The sequence below is a fragment of the Erythrobacter sp. genome, assembly GCF_030066995.1.
Classification (GTDB): Bacteria; Pseudomonadota; Alphaproteobacteria; order Sphingomonadales; family Sphingomonadaceae; genus Erythrobacter.
Genome location: NZ_JASJAP010000001.1, coordinates 767064 through 785577, shown reverse-complemented (window position 1 = coordinate 785577; position 18514 = coordinate 767064). Strand labels below are relative to the sequence as shown.

The 18514-nt window shown below is 60.4% G+C and carries 18 protein-coding genes; 7 read left to right on the top strand and 11 right to left on the bottom strand.

The window, feature by feature from the left end; all coding sequences use genetic code 11:
- Positions 1–94: 94 nt before the first annotated feature.
- Positions 95–775: a hypothetical protein gene (locus tag QNI87_RS03760; protein ID WP_300594159.1), complete on the bottom strand. Its 681-nt coding sequence runs from the start codon at positions 773–775 to the stop codon at positions 95–97.
- Positions 776–962: 187 nt separating this feature from the next.
- On the opposite strand from QNI87_RS03760, the gene QNI87_RS03755 reads away from it, so the two are divergent.
- The 7 genes from QNI87_RS03755 (at position 963) to QNI87_RS03725 (ending at position 10310) form a co-directional block, all read left to right on the top strand.
- A complete protein-coding gene (locus QNI87_RS03755) occupies positions 963–3551 on the top strand; it encodes a TonB-dependent receptor (protein ID WP_300594156.1) in 2589 nt (862 codons plus the stop codon).
- 35 nt (positions 3552–3586) lie between these two features.
- Complete coding sequence (locus QNI87_RS03750) at positions 3587–4669, top strand: VOC family protein (RefSeq protein ID WP_300594154.1); 1083 nt, start codon at positions 3587–3589, stop codon at positions 4667–4669.
- Positions 4670–4796: 127 nt separating this feature from the next.
- The gene (locus tag QNI87_RS03745; protein ID WP_300594151.1) at positions 4797–5555 is read left to right on the top strand and encodes an alpha/beta fold hydrolase; all 759 of its coding nucleotides are present in this window, start codon (positions 4797–4799) and stop codon (positions 5553–5555) included.
- 8 nt (positions 5556–5563) lie between these two features.
- Entirely contained in the window at positions 5564–6844 is a 1281-nt protein-coding gene (locus tag QNI87_RS03740; protein ID WP_300594149.1) for an MFS transporter, read from the top strand.
- Positions 6844–8406: an FAD-binding oxidoreductase gene (locus QNI87_RS03735; RefSeq protein WP_300594146.1), complete on the top strand. Its 1563-nt coding sequence runs from the start codon at positions 6844–6846 to the stop codon at positions 8404–8406. The genes QNI87_RS03740 and QNI87_RS03735 overlap by 1 nt, the downstream gene beginning before the upstream one ends.
- 102 nt (positions 8407–8508) lie before the next feature.
- Entirely contained in the window at positions 8509–9585 is a 1077-nt protein-coding gene (locus QNI87_RS03730; RefSeq protein WP_300594143.1) for a nitrilase-related carbon-nitrogen hydrolase, read from the top strand.
- A complete protein-coding gene (locus tag QNI87_RS03725) occupies positions 9585–10310 on the top strand; it encodes a hypothetical protein (protein WP_300594140.1) in 726 nt (241 codons plus the stop codon). Before QNI87_RS03730 ends, QNI87_RS03725 begins: the two co-directional genes overlap by 1 nt.
- Positions 10311–10343: 33 nt before the next feature.
- On the opposite strand, the gene QNI87_RS03720 is transcribed toward QNI87_RS03725, so the two are convergent.
- The 10 genes from QNI87_RS03720 to QNI87_RS03675 form a co-directional block, all read right to left on the bottom strand.
- Positions 10344–10679: a cytochrome c gene (locus tag QNI87_RS03720; protein ID WP_300594137.1), complete on the bottom strand. Its 336-nt coding sequence runs from the start codon at positions 10677–10679 to the stop codon at positions 10344–10346.
- Between the two features lie 162 nt (positions 10680–10841).
- Positions 10842–11867 (bottom strand): NAD(P)-dependent alcohol dehydrogenase, encoded by a 1026-nt coding sequence (locus QNI87_RS03715; RefSeq protein WP_300594134.1) that lies wholly within the window; start codon positions 11865–11867, stop codon positions 10842–10844.
- Positions 11868–11871: 4 nt separating this feature from the next.
- Positions 11872–12120: a hypothetical protein gene (locus QNI87_RS03710; protein WP_300594131.1), complete on the bottom strand. Its 249-nt coding sequence runs from the start codon at positions 12118–12120 to the stop codon at positions 11872–11874.
- Positions 12117–13304 carry a class I SAM-dependent methyltransferase gene (locus QNI87_RS03705; protein WP_300594128.1) on the bottom strand — a complete coding sequence of 396 codons (1188 nt, stop codon included), beginning with the start codon at positions 13302–13304 and terminating at the stop codon, positions 12117–12119. Before QNI87_RS03705 ends, QNI87_RS03710 begins: the two co-directional genes overlap by 4 nt.
- Positions 13301–13810 (bottom strand): DUF1330 domain-containing protein, encoded by a 510-nt coding sequence (locus tag QNI87_RS03700; protein ID WP_300594126.1) that lies wholly within the window; start codon positions 13808–13810, stop codon positions 13301–13303. Before QNI87_RS03700 ends, QNI87_RS03705 begins: the two co-directional genes overlap by 4 nt.
- On the bottom strand, positions 13807–14268 hold the full coding sequence (locus tag QNI87_RS03695) for a hypothetical protein (protein WP_300594123.1): 462 nt from the start codon (positions 14266–14268) through the stop codon (positions 13807–13809). Before QNI87_RS03695 ends, QNI87_RS03700 begins: the two co-directional genes overlap by 4 nt.
- Positions 14265–15683 (bottom strand): aldehyde dehydrogenase family protein, encoded by a 1419-nt coding sequence (locus QNI87_RS03690; RefSeq protein ID WP_300594120.1) that lies wholly within the window; start codon positions 15681–15683, stop codon positions 14265–14267. Before QNI87_RS03690 ends, QNI87_RS03695 begins: the two co-directional genes overlap by 4 nt.
- Positions 15680–16606, bottom strand: coding sequence for a polysaccharide deacetylase family protein (locus QNI87_RS03685; RefSeq protein ID WP_300594116.1), 927 nt, complete (start codon positions 16604–16606; stop codon positions 15680–15682). Before QNI87_RS03685 ends, QNI87_RS03690 begins: the two co-directional genes overlap by 4 nt.
- Positions 16607–16736: 130 nt before the next feature.
- On the bottom strand, positions 16737–17633 hold the full coding sequence (locus QNI87_RS03680; RefSeq protein ID WP_300594113.1) for a polysaccharide deacetylase family protein: 897 nt from the start codon (positions 17631–17633) through the stop codon (positions 16737–16739).
- Entirely contained in the window at positions 17633–18316 is a 684-nt protein-coding gene (locus tag QNI87_RS03675) for an isochorismatase family protein (protein ID WP_300594109.1), read from the bottom strand. Before QNI87_RS03675 ends, QNI87_RS03680 begins: the two co-directional genes overlap by 1 nt.
- Positions 18317–18514 lie beyond the last annotated feature (198 nt).

The window sequence follows — 18514 nt, the reverse complement described above, 5'->3', positions numbered from 1 at the left end:
AACTATCGGGTGTCACTGAGCCCATCGCGCAACACCTCGATCAAATCTCCCCTATTTCCAGTGCTTTATACGCAGCCATCAACGGCAAATCCGATCAAAACGGCTTCACATTTCCCAGAAACGCAGTGATGATGAGCAAGATATACACCGCCCAAACCCAGATCCTGGTGCGATCCATTGTCCGGCGAAGCGGCACCTCAGTCGCATCGGATGACCCTTGCTGGAGAACTGCCGCGAGTTGTGGCCCCACAGGCTTGAAGGTCACATCGATCATGATCGCGGCAATGAATATGAGGCCGAACATAAGCGCCTTCCAAGCCAGCCAGTCCGGCTTCAAAGGAGCGTCGGCAACAAGGCTCTGGCCACCCAACCACAGATAAAAGCCGCCAATGATCCAGCGCAGCCAGCCTTCGATCCGGCGATTGCGCGCCGCACGCGGTGTCTGATCATGCCAGTGGGAATCCCAGACCAGGGCCAACCAAAAAAGCCCGACAAGCCACGCGCCAATCGTCAGCCAATGTGGCACATCCCACCAACCACCCAGGTCAACAACGCTTAGAGACAGCGGCACCATCAACGCCCAAGCGGTGCGCGGGACCATATCGATCTCTACCAGCAGAGTAAGCAGCGCTATCCGCTGATCGAGAGACCACTTTTCACGCTTGCGAAAATGCTGGCCCAGTACGAACACGCCAACATCAGCGCCAAGCCACAAGACGAACATAATCAGGTGGACATAGACAAGCGTCGGATAGGCATAGACTGATAACTCCATTAAAGATCCTCCGCAAAAGTGTTGCGTCGATACAACGATCCGCGACATTTTCCATCCGTTTGTCCGGACAAATCGCACTTCCCTGCTTGACAAGCAAGAGCTTGTCCGGACAACTTTGCGTGCCTTGAGGGGTCGTGCAGCCGCACGATACGGCGGGGACACAAGGCTTTTGAGGGAGCTACTGTCGATGAAATCTTCTCTGTTTGCGACGCCGGCGACGGCAAAGATCACGCTCGTTGGAATGGCATCGGCGATCGCCTTGTCGGCGCTGCCGTCAGCAGCCCTGGCGCAGGATGCAGAAGCCGAAGGCGAGGCTGAAGAGCAGACAGGGGTCGCGCAGATCATCGTCACCGCTCAGCGCCGCGAAGAAAGCGTCCAGGACGTACCGATCGCCATTAGCGCCTTTAACACGGAAGAATTGCAGCGACGCGGCATCCAGAATGCGCTTGAGGTGGCTCAGTTTGTCCCCAACCTCGTCGGTCTCAACAACACCGGCCTCGGCACCGCGAATGCATACTTCCTGCGCGGGGTCGGAAACACGGAATCCATTGCAACATTTGACCCGCCGATCGGCACATATGTCGACGACATCTATCTCTCCCGCCAGAATGCCAACAACCTTTCCTTGTTTGATGTCAATCGAGTGGAGGTGTTGCGCGGGCCGCAAGGCACTCTGTTCGGGCGCAACACGACCGGCGGCGCCGTAAACGTTTTCATGAACGATCCCGGCGATGAATTCGCTGGCTATGCTGAGGTCGGTTATGGCGCCTATGATCAGTATCTTGCTCGTGCATCGGTCGACTTGCCGTTGGCTGAGACCTTTTCGGCGAAGATTTCTGGTTATTTTCAGGACGACGATGGCTACGCGATCAACTCGGTGACCGATGAGCGTACCAACGAGAATGATGGCTGGGGCGTGCGGCTTGGCTTGCGCGGAGAACTCTCGGATAGTGTGCGGTGGCGAGGTTCCTACATTCACACCTATGCAGACGCCACGAACACCCTGAATTTCGACTGTGATCCGGCCAACCCCACCAATTGCGATGGGCGTTTCACTTCGACCGGCTTAACCAATGGCGGCGACTTCAACAGCGATGTGTTCGGCCCGTTGGTCACAGGCGAGAAGAACGACTTCGGCCAAGGCAATGAAGTGGTTATGGACTTCGTTTCGTCCAATCTCGAAGTTGATATTGGCGAAGACTGGGCAGTCAATTTCATTACCGGTTTTGTCAATCTGGACCAGGATTTCGCGGTCGATTTCGCCGACGGGCGCGGTTTGCCCTCGACGTCGAATCCAAATCCGGCGGTCCAAGGCTTCACCTATGGCGGGTTCACGATCGTCAATGACGGGAGGCACACCCAGTTCACCCAGGAAATCAAACTGACCGGGTCACTGGGCGATGGCCTTGTCGACTTCGTGGGCGGCGTATTCTACTTCCATGAAGACAACCTCACCGATTTTGCCGATATTTTCTCGCTCAATCTGGGGCCCGGCCCCTTCAACGCACCGGATGGCTTTCCGCTGGTTTTGGCTGACCGGACGCTCGACAATACGACGGAATCTTGGGCTGGCTACGCGCAGGCCGACGTCAATCTCAGCGATCGACTGACTGCAACCGCAGGCATTCGTTACACCGATGAGACGAAGACACTTGGGGTGCGCGACAATCGCCCAAGGATTGGCGGCGGCCTGTGCCAGTCTGCAGCGCAGTTCGGCCCGTCCACCTGCATCGACACTGCCAACCTTACCGCCTCCAACGGAGAGCCGATCCCGACCGAGCAATCGGTGGGCATTTTCACGCCACGTTTTGCAGTGCAGTACGACCTTGACGATGTGCTGCTCTTCGCCAGCGCCACGCGTGGTTTCAAGTCGGGTGGGTGGAATGCGCGCGGGACAAACCCGGCCGAGCTTCTGCCATTCGAAGAAGAGATCGCCTGGTCTTATGAAGCGGGCTTCAAGTCGGACCTTTTCGACAATCTCGTGCGTCTCAACGTAACCGTTTTCTGGCTCGATATCGAGGGTCTTCAAACACCATCGGCCTTTATCCGCGACGACGGAAGTATTGCCTTCCTCACTCGGAATTTTGCCGATTATCGAAACCGCGGTGTCGAAGTCGAGTTTACGACAGTGCCGGTCGAGGGGCTCAACCTGTTCGCATCGCTTGGCTATCAGGATGATGAGTATCAGATCGATCAGGACGCCCCTGAATTCGACGAATTCGGTGTCCAGTCAGTCGCCGCACAACAGAGGGATTGTCAGGCGCAACTCGCCGCTGGTCTTCTCCCCAACACCACCGGTGGAGACAATGCGACGTCCTGCGGCGTTGGAATCGTTGCGCCCGATGGATCAATTTCCGAACCCGTGCGCACACCCGATTTCACCATCGCAATTGGCGGCAGCTACGATATCGATGCGGGCGACGTGACCTTCCGACCATTCGCTAACGCCAATTGGCGCAGCGAGAGTGAAGTTGGAACCAGCAATGTAACACTCTTTGACGAGCCGGTGACTGGCCTATCAGGGACGGAATATCCAACCAACACGTTGGGCCTTGGCGACCCGCTCGATCCGTCGACGGGCTCAGGCTCGGGCTCGCTCAGCCCCTCGCGCTGGATCGTCAATGGCGGTCTGACATTGGCGCACACCAATGGCATTTCAGTCACCGCAGAATGCCGCAATTGCTTTGACGTCGAAGCGGTTGAAAGCGCGCTGGTCAACTACAGCTATCTCAACCCGCCACGCACCTGGATTGTGCGGGCCAAGGTGGAATTCTGATAGCTTCAATCCGAAAGGGCAGGCACGGCAAGAACATGGCTGTGAACGGCTCTCGATGGTCAGGAATGGTGGCAGTGGCGCTCAGCGTTGCTGCCACCCTTGTATCTCTCGCCGTGCCCGCTCACGGGCAGGCATCCGAAGACGACACCAATCCCCATGGCATCCAGCCGTGGGACGAAGTTGTTGTCAGTGTCACTGATTTGGAAGAGAGCTCGGAGTGGCTTGTCGAGGATGGTGGCTGGCGCGCTACCAGTTCTGGATCGTTGGCGCGCAGCGAGCTTGCTTACTGGGACCTACCCGTCACGATATCTGGAGAGTTCCTGAAGATCTGCGCCCCGAAAGCCACAACCGGCTGCATCCGGTTTGTTCGTTTCGACGGCGCATCTGAGCAACGCCCCATCCGCCTCGCCGCGAGGCCATGGGACACCGGCGGCATCTTCTCGATCATGCTCCGCAGCGAGGACACGCAGGCCCTGTTCGACGCCGCGATTGCGCGCGGATGGTGGGCGGAGAGCCCGCCCTACGCGTTCAGCTTCGGTGGTTCAGACCTGCTCAATGTCGTCATTCGTGGGCCTCACGGGGTCAACTACGCGGTCTATGAACGCAAAAGCCCGCCCTTCACCGGCTTTCCGGTCGGGCGATTGAGCCAGGCGTTCAACACTATGCGCATGGTCAAGGATCAGCCGACAAGCCTCGCCTTCTATCGTGACACGTTAGGCTTTCAGACACTGTTTGACGCCCCGTTCACTGATCCCGAGCCGCGTGCGAACAACTTCTCAGTGCCTGCCAATCTCGCGACCAATCTGGTGCGGCGCGCAGCTGTGGTGCAGCCGGTCTTCCCTGGCGAGGATGGCCGGATCGAGCTTATGCAGTTCGAAGGCTTTGACGGGCGTGATTATTCCGCGCACGCTTCCCCGCCCAATCTCGGGATAATCTCCGTTCGCTATCCGGTGCGCGATCTCGACGGCTATCGCGCCGCTATCGCTGCCAAAGGCGCAACGCCGGAATATGCCGGCTCAGCCGTGGAAATCCTCGCTCTTGGCGCGGAACCAAAAACCGACATAATGGCCATCAGAGATGCCGACGGAAGTCTCTCTGAGTTTTATGATGTCGATTAGAAGCGCGCTTTCAGGTGTTAAGCGGCGCGGCTTTTTATTTGGCGCAGGGAGCGTTCTGGCAGCAACTATGATAGCGCGCGGATATTCCCGATCTCGCGCCGCCCCAACCGCCGCCAAACGCGATATCATGCTGGTCCATGGCGCATGGCATGGCGGGTGGTGCTGGGATCCGGTTCGCACCCCGCTCGAAGCGGAAGGGCACCGGGTGTTTACGCCGACGCTGAAAGGCCTGGCCGAGCGCGCGGATGAACTCAGCGCCGAGGTTAGTCTGGAAGACCATATCGAAGATGTCCTGACGGTCATTCGCGACAACGATCTCTCCGACATCGTGCTGTGCGGACATTCCTATGGCGGCATGATCATTACAGCCGTCGCCGACCGGTTGAAGCCGCGCATCGGGCATATTGTCTATCTCGATGCGGCGCTGCCCGAAGATGGAGAGACGATGGTGAGCTATGGAGAGCCGCGACCACGGGCGGTGGTCGAGGCCGCCGAGCAAGCTATGCGCGAAATTGCGCCCGACGGTGTCGGCATGATGGTGTTTCCTCCGGCCCTTCTCGGGGTACCGCCGGATCAACCCCGTCATGGCTGGGTCGAAGCGAAGTTGACGCCGCATCCACTCAAAACCTGGCTAGATCCGATATCGTTGGCAAATGGCGGGCCTGCCGGGCTACCGCGTACCTATGTCCATTGCATCGACCCCGTTCTTGCGCAAACCCAGTTTGGGTGGCTCTATAGCCAATTCAAAGACGACCCGGAGTGGAATGCAGTGACGCTCGCAACTGGTCACGACGCGATGATCACCGACCCGGCTGGCGTTGCACAGATATTGCTTAAGGCTGCGCACGCGCCCGCGGGGTCCAAAGAAACCGAGAAGAAGGGCTAATCGACTATATGGCCACGCACAGCGATAATGGCGGAGAATTCTCCAAAGGCTGGAAAGTCCTGCTGGCGGGTGTCCTCGGGGTCATGTGCGGCGCCTCACCCATCCCCTTCAATGTGATCGGTTTTACGCCAGGCCCACTGCGGGAAGAGTTTGGCTGGAGTCAGACAGAGATCATCCTCCCGATCACTATCTTCGGGGTGATCGCAAGTTTCCTCGCGCCGGTCTTCGGCTGGATGGCGGATCGTTTTGGCGTGCGCCCGGTGGCACTGTGGTCGCTCTTTGCATTCGGGATCGCCTTTGCTGCGATTTCGCTGACACCGAGCTCAAACGACCCATCCACGCTGTATATCTATTACGCGCTTTGGGTAGTCGTTGGCGTCGTCGGTATCGGCTCGACCCCAGTTACTTGGAGCCGGGCAATCAACCTGTGGTTTTACAAGAACCGCGGTCTCGCGCTTGGTATTCTGCTTACGGGGACAAGTTGGGCTGCGATCGTTTTTCCCAAAGTCGCCGTTTGGGTGATCGAGAACTATGGCTGGCGGGCAATGTTTGCCAGTGTCGGGCTTTTTCCCCTTGCTGCCCTCATTGTCGCCTACTTCCTGTTTCGAGAACCGCGCCCTGAAGAGCGCCCCGCTGCAATTGAAAGCGATAGCGGAAACCTGACCGGTAAGACACTCGGTAGCGCGCTCGCTGACTATCGCTTTTACATCATCTGGCTCAGCATCGCACTCATCGCCGGTGCGTTTGGCGGGGCATTTATCAATCTTCCGACCATGGTAGGGCTGCGCGGGATCGAAGGGCAAAGCGCCGCGACCGTCATGGGCATTTTGGGCATCGGAATTCTTTCCGGACGGCTGATTACGGGTGCCTTGCTTGACCGATTCTGGCAGGGGTTTGTCGCGTTTCCGCTTCTTTGCCTGCCAGCGATCTCTGCCTGGCTGCTGTTGGACGAAAGCCTTACCTTCCCGCTGGCCGCGCTGGCGGGCTTTCTGCTGGGCTTCGCTGCGGGAGCGGAGAGCGATCTCATCGCTTATCTTACAGGCCGCTATTTCGGCATGGCGCATTACGGCAAGATCTATGGCATGCTGTACATGCCCTTCGGTCTGTTCTCTGCCGCCTCGCCGGTCATTTACGCACAGGTGTTCGATCGCACGGGGAGCTATGACGCGATCCTCGAAGTGGCGATCTACGCCTTTATCGCCGGCGGCGCGCTCCTCCTGCTGCTCGGTAAATATCCAGAGGACTTCCCCGAAATCGAAACGCCCCACCCCGAACTGGAGCCCGCTTGATGGCCACCCTTGCCTCTGACAATCCGCTCGCCCCCCTTCGCAGCGCGGTCGCTGGCACATCGCTGTTGACGGATGACGCCAGTCTCTCGCTTTTCAGTCATGATGTGCTGTCGAAGGGCAATGCGCCGCTGGCCGTGTTCCAGCCCGCCTCGGTTGAGGAATTGGCTGCCGGTGTTGGCGCTGCCACGCGCGCTGGCGTCGCGATCGTCCCGCGCGGTGGGGGGATGAGCTACACCGGCGGGTATCTCTATGAAGGGGGACCGCACATCCTGATAGACACGCGCTCGCTGGACCGGGTGCTGGATATCAATCAGGACGACATGACCGTCACGGTTGAAGCGGGTTGCAGCTGGGGGAAACTGCTCGGCAAATTAAAGCCGCTCGGCCTGCGCGCGCTGGCCTGGGGCACGCTGTCGGGTCTGCGCGCCAGCATTGGCGGCGGGATGAGCCAGAACGGCATATTCTGGGGTGCCCGCAATGGCTCCGCCGTCGATGGCGCGCTGAGCTTTGATGTCGTGCTGGCCGATGGAAGCATCATCTCCACCGGATCGCAGTTTTTCCGCCCCTACGGCCCTGATCTGACCGGGCTGTTTGCGGCGGATTGCGGAGCGCTCGGCGTGAAGGCGCGCGTAACCCTCAAACTGGTGCGCGAGGCCAGCGCTTTGTCCTATGGCTCCTTCAGCTTTGAACGGCATGACCAGCTTCTCACAGCGATGAGCGAAATTGCCCGTGCCGAACTGGCGGCGGAAAGCTTCGCCTTCGATCCGTTCCTGCAAGCCCAGCGGATGAAGCGCGACAGCCTCGTCAAAGACGCCAAGCAGTTCGGCAATATGGTCAAGGAACAGGCCAAATCCGGCGGCATGCTCAAAGCACTTAAGGAAGGCGCGAAGGTCGCAATGGCCGGGCGCAGCTTTCTCGATGATGTGCCCTTCAGCCTCCATTGCATCGCGGAAGGCCGCCACCAATCAGCGGTCGATGCCGACATGGCGCAGATCGAGACCATCGTGCTCGATGCAGGCGGAAGGGTGGTCGAAAATTCGATCCCCAAGATTCTGCGCGCTAACCCCTTCCCGCCCCCCAATTCGATGCTGGGACCTGAGGGGGAGCGGTGGGTTCCGGTGCACGGCTTCCTGCCCCACTCCAAGCTGATCGCAGCATGGGACGCGCTGCAGGAGCTGTTTGCGGAACATGCCGAGGAAATGCAGCGCCTCAAGGTAGAGACCGGGGCATTGATTGCGGCCACGGGCCGCTCCTCATGCCTGATCGAGCCGGTCTTCTTCTGGCCGGGGGAGCAAAACCCGCTGCATAAAGCCTCGCTCGAACCCGATCATCTGGCGAAACTGCCGACTATGGCGGATAGTCCTGAAGCAACAGCGCTGGTGATGAAGCTGCGAGAAAAGGTCATCGCGATCTTCCAGTCGATGGATGCAATCCACCTGCAGATCGCGCGGTCCTACCCGCTCCAGCAAAGCCATGATGAGGCGGCATGGAGCATTCTCACCGCACTGAAAAAGCAGGTCGACCCGCAAGGGCTGATGAACCCCGGCTCGCTGGGGCTCTAGGTGAACCGATTGTATGAGCTAGACCGGAGACGCGCATTGGCAGCGAGTGCCTGCGCCGCTTTTGCCGCCCATGCACCTGTGATCGCTGCCAAAGGAGACAATGTGACCGATACCTCGAGTGACACAGCATCGACCTATTCAGCGGTGGCGATGCAGCTGACGGCGCGCTCGCTCGAACGCCTGACAGATGAGGCGGCAGCGCGGGCGGCGATGCTCGAACATATCGCCGCGATTGAAGGGCAAATCCGCACCAGCTCGATCTTCGTCGCGCAGTATTCGGGCAAGCCGGTGAAGCTGTGCGTGCTGCCGGAATATCTCTTCACGTCCTATCCGGGCCGCATCTCGATCGAGGATTTCGCCGCGAAAGTGGGCTGGGCCGCAAATGGGCCGGAATATGAGGCTTTGGGTGGGGTCGCCCAGCGTCTCGGCATGTTCATCGCGGGCAATGCCTATGAAACCGACGAGGCGTTTCCCGATTTCTACTTCCAGACCTGCTTCATCGTCGCTTCCTCTGGCGAGGTCGTGCTGCGATATCGTCGGCTGTTGTCCATGTTTGCGCCCTCCCCGCACGATGTGTGGGAAGCCTATCTCGATAAATATGGGTTGGAAGGCACCTTCCCCGTTACGCGGACCGAGATCGGAACGCTCGCTGCCATTGCCTCTGAGGAAATCCTCTATCCCGAGATCGCCCGCGCTCTCGCGCTGCGCGGGGCGGAGGTTTTCTGCCATTCCTCCAGCGAAGTCGGCAGCCCGATCGCGACCAATAAGGATATCGCCAAACAGGCGCGCGCGTTCGAAAACCTCGCCTATGTCGTCTCCTCCAACACGGCAGGCATTTCCGGCACGGCCATGCCATTGTCGAGCGCAGAGGGGAACAGCCAGGTGGTAGACTGGAAGGGCCGCGTGATTGCGCAATCCGGCGATGGCGAGACCTTCACCGCGTTTGCGAGCCTTGATCTTGGAGCCTTGCGCGAGGCACGCCGAACCCCCGCCATGACCAATTATCTCGCCCGCCAGCGCCCGGCCCTGTTTGCCGCAGCCTACGCAGCCGCTGCCGAGCCGTTCCACGGGCCCGACGGCATGATGACGGACGGCCAGGCCGCAATCCCGGACCGCGACTATTTCCGCCGCGCGCAGGCGGAAGTGATCGAGCGGCTCGATAAAGCAGGGGTGATCTGATGAAACACCGTAATGTCCGGGGCCGGATAAGCTACACCTCGACCAAACCCGAATGGGAAGGCCGTGAGCGCGGGCGCGAATGGTTCAACTTTTCACACCACGCAGACGGCTCGGTGATCATGACCGCGCAGTGCGAGATTGAGGAGCCAGACCCCACCGTTTTGCGCAACATCACCTGCCATATCGGCCCGGATAAGATGCCGCGAAACCTGCTGGTCCACCTGACGCTGGGCGATGAGTTTCTTGGCTCGGGCTGGATGGCCTATCAGCCCGAGAACAATGCGATCCTGTGTGAAAGCCAGGGGCCGTCCATCGGGCGCAACTCCGAACTGCGTGAGGATATCGGCGAATTCGACGGTTTCGGCACGCATCCGATTGTGGGCGATGGGTTCCTGACGCGGATCATGGATGTCTCCAAGGGTCCGCATAAACGCAAGCTGCGCGTCTTTCTCCCCTCCCCCGACCATCGCGGCGCGACCCCGCCGCAAATCGCCGAAGTCTTCATCACGCTCGAATATGTTGGCGAAGCAGAGAAGACCGTCGCTGCGGGCACGTTCGCCTGCCTTCACTTCCGCTTTGTGGACGACAGCGGCGATGGAATGGGCGGCAAGACGCACCCCGATTACGACATGTGGGTCACCGCCGATGAGGACCACGTACTCGTCTACGGCGCGATCGATGGCTATATGTGCAACCGCTACGAGCTGGTTGAGCTGGAGCGGTGAGCATTTAGGACAAGTGCCCGCTGATCCCAGTTTTCAGCGGACCTCCGCCCCTAGTTCTCGCTCTTTCAATACCTCGAAATAGGCGAGCAGGTTGGCAACGTCGTCATCTTCAAACACGAATACGGGCATTTCCATGGTATGGCCCACTTGCACGCCGCGCTTGAAAGACCCGGCGACTGCCCAGTCAGGCAGACGGTGAGCCGCCCTGCGAAGGCTGGGCGCATTGGGACTGGGCGACACACCGTCATCAAGCGCGTGACATCCAGCGCAGTTCGCTTGTGCGAAGTCCCTGCCCTGCTTGGCACTCTTTGACAAATCACTCGCATCGCGATCCGTTACGCAAGCGGCAACAAGGAGGGGAACCAGCAAGATGAGAAGTCGCTTGTGCACCGTACAACCTCCGTAAGGGCTTGAGTGGCTTAGCGCGGCAAGGTGTTGTTGAACAGGCTCGCCTCCCTGTTAGAGCGCGTTGGTTGAGATGCTCGCTTAGAGGTCGCAGGCTGGTTCAACCTACATGCGCAGGATACGCACTCACCCCACCCGCACCATCACCTTGCCGATATGCCCCCCGCTTTCGAGATGGGTGTAGGCCTGTTTGACGTCATCAAAGCCAAACACGCTATCGACCAGTGTCTCGACGCCCTTGTCCGCCAGCACTTTGGCCGCCTGTTCTACATGGCCGCGATGGCCGCTGGTTATGCCTTTGATCGTGATGTTCTTGCCCAGGATCGGACCTTGGCCAAAGTCTCCGGGCTCCTGCGGTGATCCCTTCAAGGCGCCAATCGTGCCGATGCGACCTTCGAGACCGGTCGCCGCCAAGGTCTGGGCAAAGTCCGCAAAGCCGACCGTATCGACGACTACGTCCGCACCGCGTCCGCCAGTTGCCTCAAGCAAAGCGGCTGACCAATCAGGCTGCGCCTTGTAGTTGACCGTATAGTCCGCGCCCATCTCGCGCGCTTTGGCGAGCTTGGCATCGCTGGAGGAGGTGATCGCGAAGTCCGCTCCCAGCGCCTTGGCCAATTGCAGCGCGAAGATCGAGACACCGCCGGTTCCTTGCGCGAGGACAAGCTTGCCCGGCCCCGCCTCTCCGAACGCCACCATGGCGTGCCACACAGTGCCCGCTACGACGGCCAGCGTGGCGGCGGTCTCATCGCTGATCGCATCGGGCACAGCGATCGCTGCATTGGCCGGGATCACCACCTTCTCCGCACACCAGCCATCCATCGTCACTCCAATATCGCGCGCGAAGATGTGGTAGCCAAACTCTCCCTCAGGATCCCAATCGACGAAGTTGGCAGCGATCACCCGGTCACCAACCGCAAACCCGGTCACGCCTTCACCCAGAGCCTCAACCACCCCCACGCCATCGGTAAGCGGAATGCGCGTTTCGGGGATGTCGCTGCCATAATGCCCGCGCAGGATCATGAGATCCCGGTAGTTCAGCCCTGCTGCCGTCACCCGCACGACCATTTCTCCGGGTCCTGCGACGGGATCAGGACGTTCAACCAGACGCATGTTGTCAATGCCGCCGCGCGGGCCGATTTCCCATGCCATCATCGCCTCATGCCTCCCTGATGGGCGCAAAGACCCGGTCAATGAATTCCTTGGCGCGCGCATCCTTATCGATCGAGGTACCGGACTTCGCTTCCTCGAGAGCCAGCAGCCGCTCTTCCTGCACCCACACTTCCTGCGCGAGATTCATGACCACCGCCACAAACCGGTCCATGCCCGGATCGGCAAAGAACCGCGGATTGCCCTGATCGTCGTAGAGGTTGGGCGGAGCATCCTCTGGCCGCAGCGGATCGCTCATCGTTTCCAAGCTCCAAAGCCGTACCACATCACGCCTTCGGCTAGCCGCCCGGTGGTCTCTTGCCCCACGCCCTCGGCCCGGTCGCCGCTGGCGGCGTCTGCCACGGCCTGTTCGCCATAGATCCCGATGGACGGCACGACGAATTCAAAGAAGTCATCTTCGGCAAATCCGGCGCGCGCGCAAAGATCACGCGGGACTTCATCGCGATAGCCTTTGTAGTAGGGCTCGTTGTTATAATAGCTGTCCCAGTCGAGATAGAAGCCATCAAACGCGCCCATCTGGGCGTTCGGCGGCAGCTCCATATGGATGACGAGCCCGCCCGGCTTCAGCACCCGATAGGCCTCTTCAAAGCACTTGGCGCGTTGCTTTTTTGAAAGCTCGTGCAGGAACATGCTCGACCAGACGATGTCAAAGCTTGCGTCTTCGAAGGCGAGATCATCGGCGCACATCTGGCGGAATTCAACCGCCTGCCCCTGCATCTTTGCCCGCGCGCTGCCGTAGGTCAGCGGGCCGGGCGCGGCATCGATCGCCACGACATCGGCCTCAGGATAGGCTTGCTTCCAGGGCAACGTGTTGTGCCCGATCATGCACCCGGTATCGAGGATCCGCCGGGGTGCGAAATCGGGGAAGCGCTGCTTGACATACTGGCTCATCGAAAGGCCAATGTCATCGAGATTGGCGCCCATCAGCCCCATGGAGAACACCGCAAGACCGCGATCATAAACCGCTCCCGCTTCCAGGCTATCGGCCCCGCGCGTGTAGCTGCCGGGCATCAGATGGACATCGATTGCATGGACATTTTTCGGCACATCAAGGCCAGGATCGAGAGTGAGTGAGCCATCCTGATCGGCAACCTTGGCCGCTTCAGCGGACAGCCGGTCAGCCTCGCGCTCAACACTCTCGGCCACGCTCGCCCAGACCATTTTCTGCGCCTGCACCCGCATCGCCGAATAGATGTTGAACGCCGGATCGCCGCGCAGCGCCTGATGCGCCTCGCGACTGGTCGCCGGATCGCGACCGTGCTCTTTACGAAAAGCGGGCGCGGCACGGCGATCATACGCCGCGCGCATGTCGCCCGCGAGATCGTTGAGGATCAGGCTGCGCATCGCTGAGACGAAGCGGCCCCGTGCGACCTCTTCGGGTGTCGCCTCGGCCTTCATCGGGTGCTGGAGTTCAACGCTCATTCGCTTTCTCCCGGTGCGTCCGGCCCCACCACAGGCGGATCGACCTGGGGAATGTCGGGCTCTGAAAAGTCGGCAAGGAAGCGCGCATCGCCGACCCGATCGACCATGTCTTCGCGCAAGGGCGCTTCGTAGTAGATCGTGACCCGGTAATCGCCCGCGCTGGGATTGAGGCGAATGGGGCGGATCGTCTCCTGATAGACCTTGCTATTCCAGAAGATGCGCGCGTTCTCGATACAGGGAAAGCGAACGGTGAGATTGACGTAATCGTCTGGCAGTTCGCCTTCGAACACTTCAACCGGGCGCGGGCTGGTGACGTAATATCCGCCGAGCTTCTGGTAGAGTTTGCTCTTCGCGATCGCGGCCGCGTAATGGCCCATGCGCGCACGGTCGAGCGTTACGCCTTCGACCACCATGTAAACCGGCTTGTCACAGGTGGATTGCGGCGGCGGCGGGGCCTCGCCCGCAGCGACACCTTGTAGCAACATCAAAAGAACTGGTGAGATCACGGTGCTTCGATCCTCCATTCATCACATAGAGTGCGTTTCCAGGGCTTACCGTCCTTGAACCATTGCCAGGTCCGCGCGCGCGATTGGCCGTCAGGAGCGATATTGATCATCTCAATATAGTAGGCGCCGGGTTCATCGATCCGGTCAAGCCTCAGCATCAGCGTCGCCTCGCTGGTCTGCCAGCAATAGCCGTTGAAGCGATCAGTGTCCCAGAACAGCCGATCCCCCATCAGCTTGCCGCCGAATTCGTAAGCCGCTTCGCGCCCGTCTTCCCAGCTCAGCCAATTGTGCTGGAGATAGTGCCACTCGCCAGCGTCGGGAAACTCGCAATGGGTTTTGACCTTGTGTGCATCGATCGGCGTGCCGTCGGCATCGAAATGGCGGTACCAGCCATCCCACCAGCCATCATGCATCAGCATGGCGGGCATCGCGGCGGCAAGCGCAGCGCGATTGCTCATCCGGCCTGCCCCTCGCGATAGGCGTCGATCAGCAACGGTGTCCCAGTCTGGCGGATATGCGCCTGTTCGCGGAGGAAGCGAGTGAGCCCGGTGTCGCCCATCCGGCTAGGGCCCAGGCCGCTGGTGCCGCGCGACTGGTTGGTCGCATCACCCACCATGCTCGTCAACGCCCCATCCTGAAGCGAGATTGCTCCCGCCTCGAGCCGCGGCGCGATCTCAGCGGCTTCCTCGAGCGAGCCGGCAAAGATCGCTGCGGAAAGACCGTATTCGGTGTCGTTCGCCTGTGTGATTGCGGTGTCGAGGTCGTCATAGATTGTGACCGGGAGGACCGGTCCAAAGGTCTCCTCCCGCATCACGTCCATCTCCGGCGTGACATCCGCAAGGATGGTGGGCCGCAGATATTTGCCCCCGCCCAGCACCTCTACCGTGCCTCCGCTCAAGACCCTGGCGCCTTTCGCTTTGGCATCGTCAATCTGCGCCTGCACTTTATCCGCCTGCGATGGGAAAATGAACGGCCCGATATGGCCCGATGCCGCGTCGGGATAGGTGATCTCGACCGCTTGTGCGCCGGCAACCAACGCCGCCAGGAACGGCTCTGCGATCTCGCGTGCAACATAGATCCGTTCGATCGACTGGCACGCCTGCCCGGTGGCGACGATCGAACTGCGCAGCGCGACACCTGCTGCCCAATCGGGATCGGCGCTGGCGGTTATGATCATCGGGTCCTTGCCACCCAGTTCCAGATTCGCCGGGATGAGTTGGCGGGCGGCGGCCTCTGCTACCTTTCGACCTGTGGCGGTGGACCCGGTGAAGCAGATATAGTCGACTTCCTCGATCAGAGCCTGCCCCACATCCGCGCCGCCCATCACATAGGCAAGCGGCAATTCGGGCACTTGCGTGAGCACGTCGCGCATCGGTTCAACAAAGCGCGGGGTCACTTCCGAGGGCTTCACCAATGCAGCACACCCCGCCATCAATGCGGGGACGGCATCGATATGGCTGAGGATCACGGGGAAGTTCCACGGGGCAATCGCCCCAAACAGCGGAAACGCGCTGTAATCGGTGACGATCTCGATCCCCGGCGTGGCGGAGGTCTTCGGCCCGCGATCAAGCGACGCGAAAAGCTCAGGCCCGCGTGTCGCCCAGCGACGGATATTGCCGACCGCGCCCTGCACTTCGATCCATGACACCGCGCCGCGCCCGGTATCGACGCGGAGCGCAGCCGCAATCTGCGGGGCCGCAGCCTCCATCGCATCGGCAAAGCGCATGAGGATCGCAGCGCGTCCCTCCGGCCCCATCGCCTCCCATCCGAGCTGCGCCGTTCGCAGACGCGCAGCCTCGGCGGCGATCTCCTCACGCGAGCTGACGGCGAATTCGTGATCCTCCTGGCCCGTCCTTGGATTGCGCGCCTTCATTGCTGCGCCTCCCATTCGGCCACAATCTGCGCGCCGGTCGCAAACCACGCATCCTCGCGCGCGGCGAAGTCGGCGAGCAGTTCCTCCAGCGCGCCTATGCGGTAGGGCAGGCCCATGATGTAGGGTGTGAGGTGGATCGGGAGCATCCGACCGCCCCCTTGCGTGTAGCCGGTGCCGCTTGCCTCAGCCGCCAGCCAGTCAAACGCATCGCGCATCATCTGCGCCCAGCCCTCCGCGGAGTGCTGCTGCGTCGCGACAATCATGCGATCGGAAAGCTCCGTGTTGAGCGGGAGGTTCACCACGCCGTTATTGAACCGGTACGGCAGTTCATCATTCACCCAGTCGCACATATAGGTGATGCCGTGCTCTGCCAGCAGGTCGGCTGTATGGAAGCTCTGTGAGCGCGCGATTGAGAGCCAACCCGATGGCTTAACCCCGCTCGCCGCTTCGAGCCGGGTAAGACTGTCCGCAATCAGCGCGCGCTCTTCATCCAGCGGCAAGTCGGACGTGATCGTGCCGTTCATATCGGTTGAATGCGCGATGATTTCGTGGCCCTCAGCCAACACCGCTTCGATCAGCTCCGGATAGCGTTCCGCGATGGCAGCGTTTGTCGCAAAGCTCGCTGTCACCCCTGCGGCCCTGAACGCATCGAGCATCCGCCACACGCCGACCCGACTGCCATAATCGCGCACCGTGTAGTGCCTATAGTCGGGATAGGGCGTGACCATATGGCCGGGCGCTTTGAACGGGCCGCCCGGTTTGATCGGGAACCACTCCAGAGATACGCACAGCCAGACTGCGACCTTCGCCCCGCCCGGCCAAGAGACAGGCGCGCGGGTGTGCAGGTTCGACCATTCGTAGAGGTCGTGGTCATAGCCCTCATGGCGATGAGGGTAGGTGGTGTAATTTGCGGGGAGGTTCATCGCACGCATGCCCCCCGTTCGCCCTGAGCGAAGTCGAAGGGCACGCTCGAGCAGAGCCGAGAGCAGTCTCGACTTCGCTCGACCTTATGCTTCGACAAGCTCAGCACGAACGGATTCTTGCGTGATGCGCTCACTGCGCCGCCCTCCAATGATCGACAATCTCGCCTGCGCGCGCCTTCCAGCAGCGCGGGTCCGCCGCAATAGTGCGGAGCGCTTCCTCAAATGGCCCGATCCGATGCGGCTGCCCGATGAGATAGGCGTGGAGTGGAATGCACATCACCGTGCCCGATCCCGTCCGCTCGCCTTCCTCGGCAAGCCGCTCAAACTGCTTAATCAGGCAGTCGGCATATTCGCGCCCCGACATGCCATAGACGTTGAAGCCATAGTGATCGTTGACCTCAAGGCTGTATGGGATTGAGGCGAGTTCACCCCCACCCTTGCTCCTCACAACGTTCACCGCCTGCACCTGATCATCATGATAGAGGTCACAGGTGTAGGTGAAGTCATACTCCGCCAGCAGATCAAGCGTGCGCGGCGTGTGTGTCAGCGCCGGGGCCAGCCAGCCCCGAATGCGTTGCCCAGTGGCGCGCTGAACCGTTTCGATCGAGTCCTCGATGATCGCACGCTCCTGCTGCTCGGACATGCCGTAAGAATAGCGCGTGTTGTAAATGCCGTGGCTGAAGAACTCCCATCCGCGCTCCGCCCCGTCGGCGACAACCTCCGGGTGGTGATCACACAGCGCAACCGAGAGACTGACCGAGCCGGGAAAGCCATGGCGGCTCATCACATCGGCCATCCGCCAGTGGCTCACGCGGTTTGAATGATCGCGATAGGAAAAGCCGACGACATCGGGATGCGGCTTGGGCCAGCTTTTGCGGTGCGGATTGGCGGGCGGATCAATCTCGTAATATTCAAGATTGGGCGCGACCCAGACCGCGCAAGTTGTGCCTCCGGGCCATTCAAGCTTCGGGCGATCGCGATAGGCATGGTAGTCGTAGAGGCCCGGATCAGGCGCGCCTTCCCGCATCAGCGCGCCTCCAGCCAGTCAATCACCGTCTGCACCGGCTCGACATCGGCATATTTCAGCTGAAGGTCGGTGAGATTGGCGAAGTGATAGCTTTCATGCTTGTCCGCGCAGGTCTCAATCGGCACGATCGTGCGATAACCATAGCTCAGCGCATCCACCGCCGTGGCGCGTACACAGCCCGAGGTTGAGCCGCCGGTGACGACAACGGTATCCGCCCGGTGAAAGGTCAGATAGCTCGCCAAAGGACTTTCGAAAAAACTGCTGGGCATCCGCTTGGTGAATTGCAGGTCGTCCGCGTGGACTTCGCAGCGCGGATCGTATTGATGCCGCTCGCTATCGTATTTGATGTTCTGCAAGCTGTCGGGCGTGTCGGTGCGCGTCCCCCAAACGCCGGCATCGCCCGCATCGGCTTTGTAGGCCACCCTGCTCCAGATCACCGGCATGCCTTTGGCCCGGGCAAGCGCGCTGATCTGGTTGATATAGTCGAACTGCTTGGGGTCGGTTTCATAGGCGGTCTTGAACAGGTCGGTGCGGGTATAGGCCTGCTGCAGATCGACGTTCACGATCGCGAGTCTATCCCCAAAGCCGAACTTCTTGCGCGCCGGATTGGCCATCACCTCTTCGAAAATCTGCCGAGCCGTCCTGCCGTCCTCGACCATTTTCGTGCCAACCAAATCGCCCATTCGTTCGCTCTCCATCTCGAAGCCCCATCCCAAGCTTTGACAAGACACAATAAAGTTGCGTATGCGCTTGTCGAGCACAATTTGTCCGGACAACTTTGAGGACCTTTTGACCCGCATCACCCGGCATATTCTGACCATTCATGCGGCAGCAGGCCAGCCGCCAAGGCGTGTGCATTACCGTCGCTGTGGGACAGGTCC

Excerpts from the sequence above, each read along its gene's own strand:
- QNI87_RS03690 (WP_300594120.1), bottom strand. The coding sequence starts at position 15,683 with ATGAAGGCGCGCAATCCAAGGACGGGCCAGGAGGATCACGAATTCGCC.
- QNI87_RS03750 (WP_300594154.1), top strand. The coding sequence starts at position 3,587 with ATGGCTGTGAACGGCTCTCGATGGTCAGGAATGGTGGCAGTGGCGCTC.
- QNI87_RS03705 (WP_300594128.1), bottom strand. The coding sequence starts at position 13,304 with ATGAGCGTTGAACTCCAGCACCCGATGAAGGCCGAGGCGACACCCGAA.
- QNI87_RS03710 (WP_300594131.1), bottom strand. The coding sequence starts at position 12,120 with ATGAGCGATCCGCTGCGGCCAGAGGATGCTCCGCCCAACCTCTACGAC.
- QNI87_RS03680 (WP_300594113.1), bottom strand. The coding sequence starts at position 17,633 with ATGCGGGAAGGCGCGCCTGATCCGGGCCTCTACGACTACCATGCCTAT.
- QNI87_RS03760 (WP_300594159.1), bottom strand. The coding sequence starts at position 775 with ATGGAGTTATCAGTCTATGCCTATCCGACGCTTGTCTATGTCCACCTG.
- QNI87_RS03695 (WP_300594123.1), bottom strand. The coding sequence starts at position 14,268 with ATGAGCAATCGCGCTGCGCTTGCCGCCGCGATGCCCGCCATGCTGATG.
- QNI87_RS03715 (WP_300594134.1), bottom strand. The coding sequence starts at position 11,867 with ATGATGGCATGGGAAATCGGCCCGCGCGGCGGCATTGACAACATGCGT.
- QNI87_RS03745 (WP_300594151.1), top strand. The coding sequence starts at position 4,797 with ATGCTGGTCCATGGCGCATGGCATGGCGGGTGGTGCTGGGATCCGGTT.
- QNI87_RS03725 (WP_300594140.1), top strand. The coding sequence starts at position 9,585 with ATGAAACACCGTAATGTCCGGGGCCGGATAAGCTACACCTCGACCAAA.
- QNI87_RS03685 (WP_300594116.1), bottom strand. The coding sequence starts at position 16,606 with ATGAACCTCCCCGCAAATTACACCACCTACCCTCATCGCCATGAGGGC.
- QNI87_RS03755 (WP_300594156.1), top strand. The coding sequence starts at position 963 with ATGAAATCTTCTCTGTTTGCGACGCCGGCGACGGCAAAGATCACGCTC.
- QNI87_RS03735 (WP_300594146.1), top strand. The coding sequence starts at position 6,844 with ATGGCCACCCTTGCCTCTGACAATCCGCTCGCCCCCCTTCGCAGCGCG.
- QNI87_RS03675 (WP_300594109.1), bottom strand. The coding sequence starts at position 18,316 with ATGGGCGATTTGGTTGGCACGAAAATGGTCGAGGACGGCAGGACGGCT.
- QNI87_RS03740 (WP_300594149.1), top strand. The coding sequence starts at position 5,564 with ATGGCCACGCACAGCGATAATGGCGGAGAATTCTCCAAAGGCTGGAAA.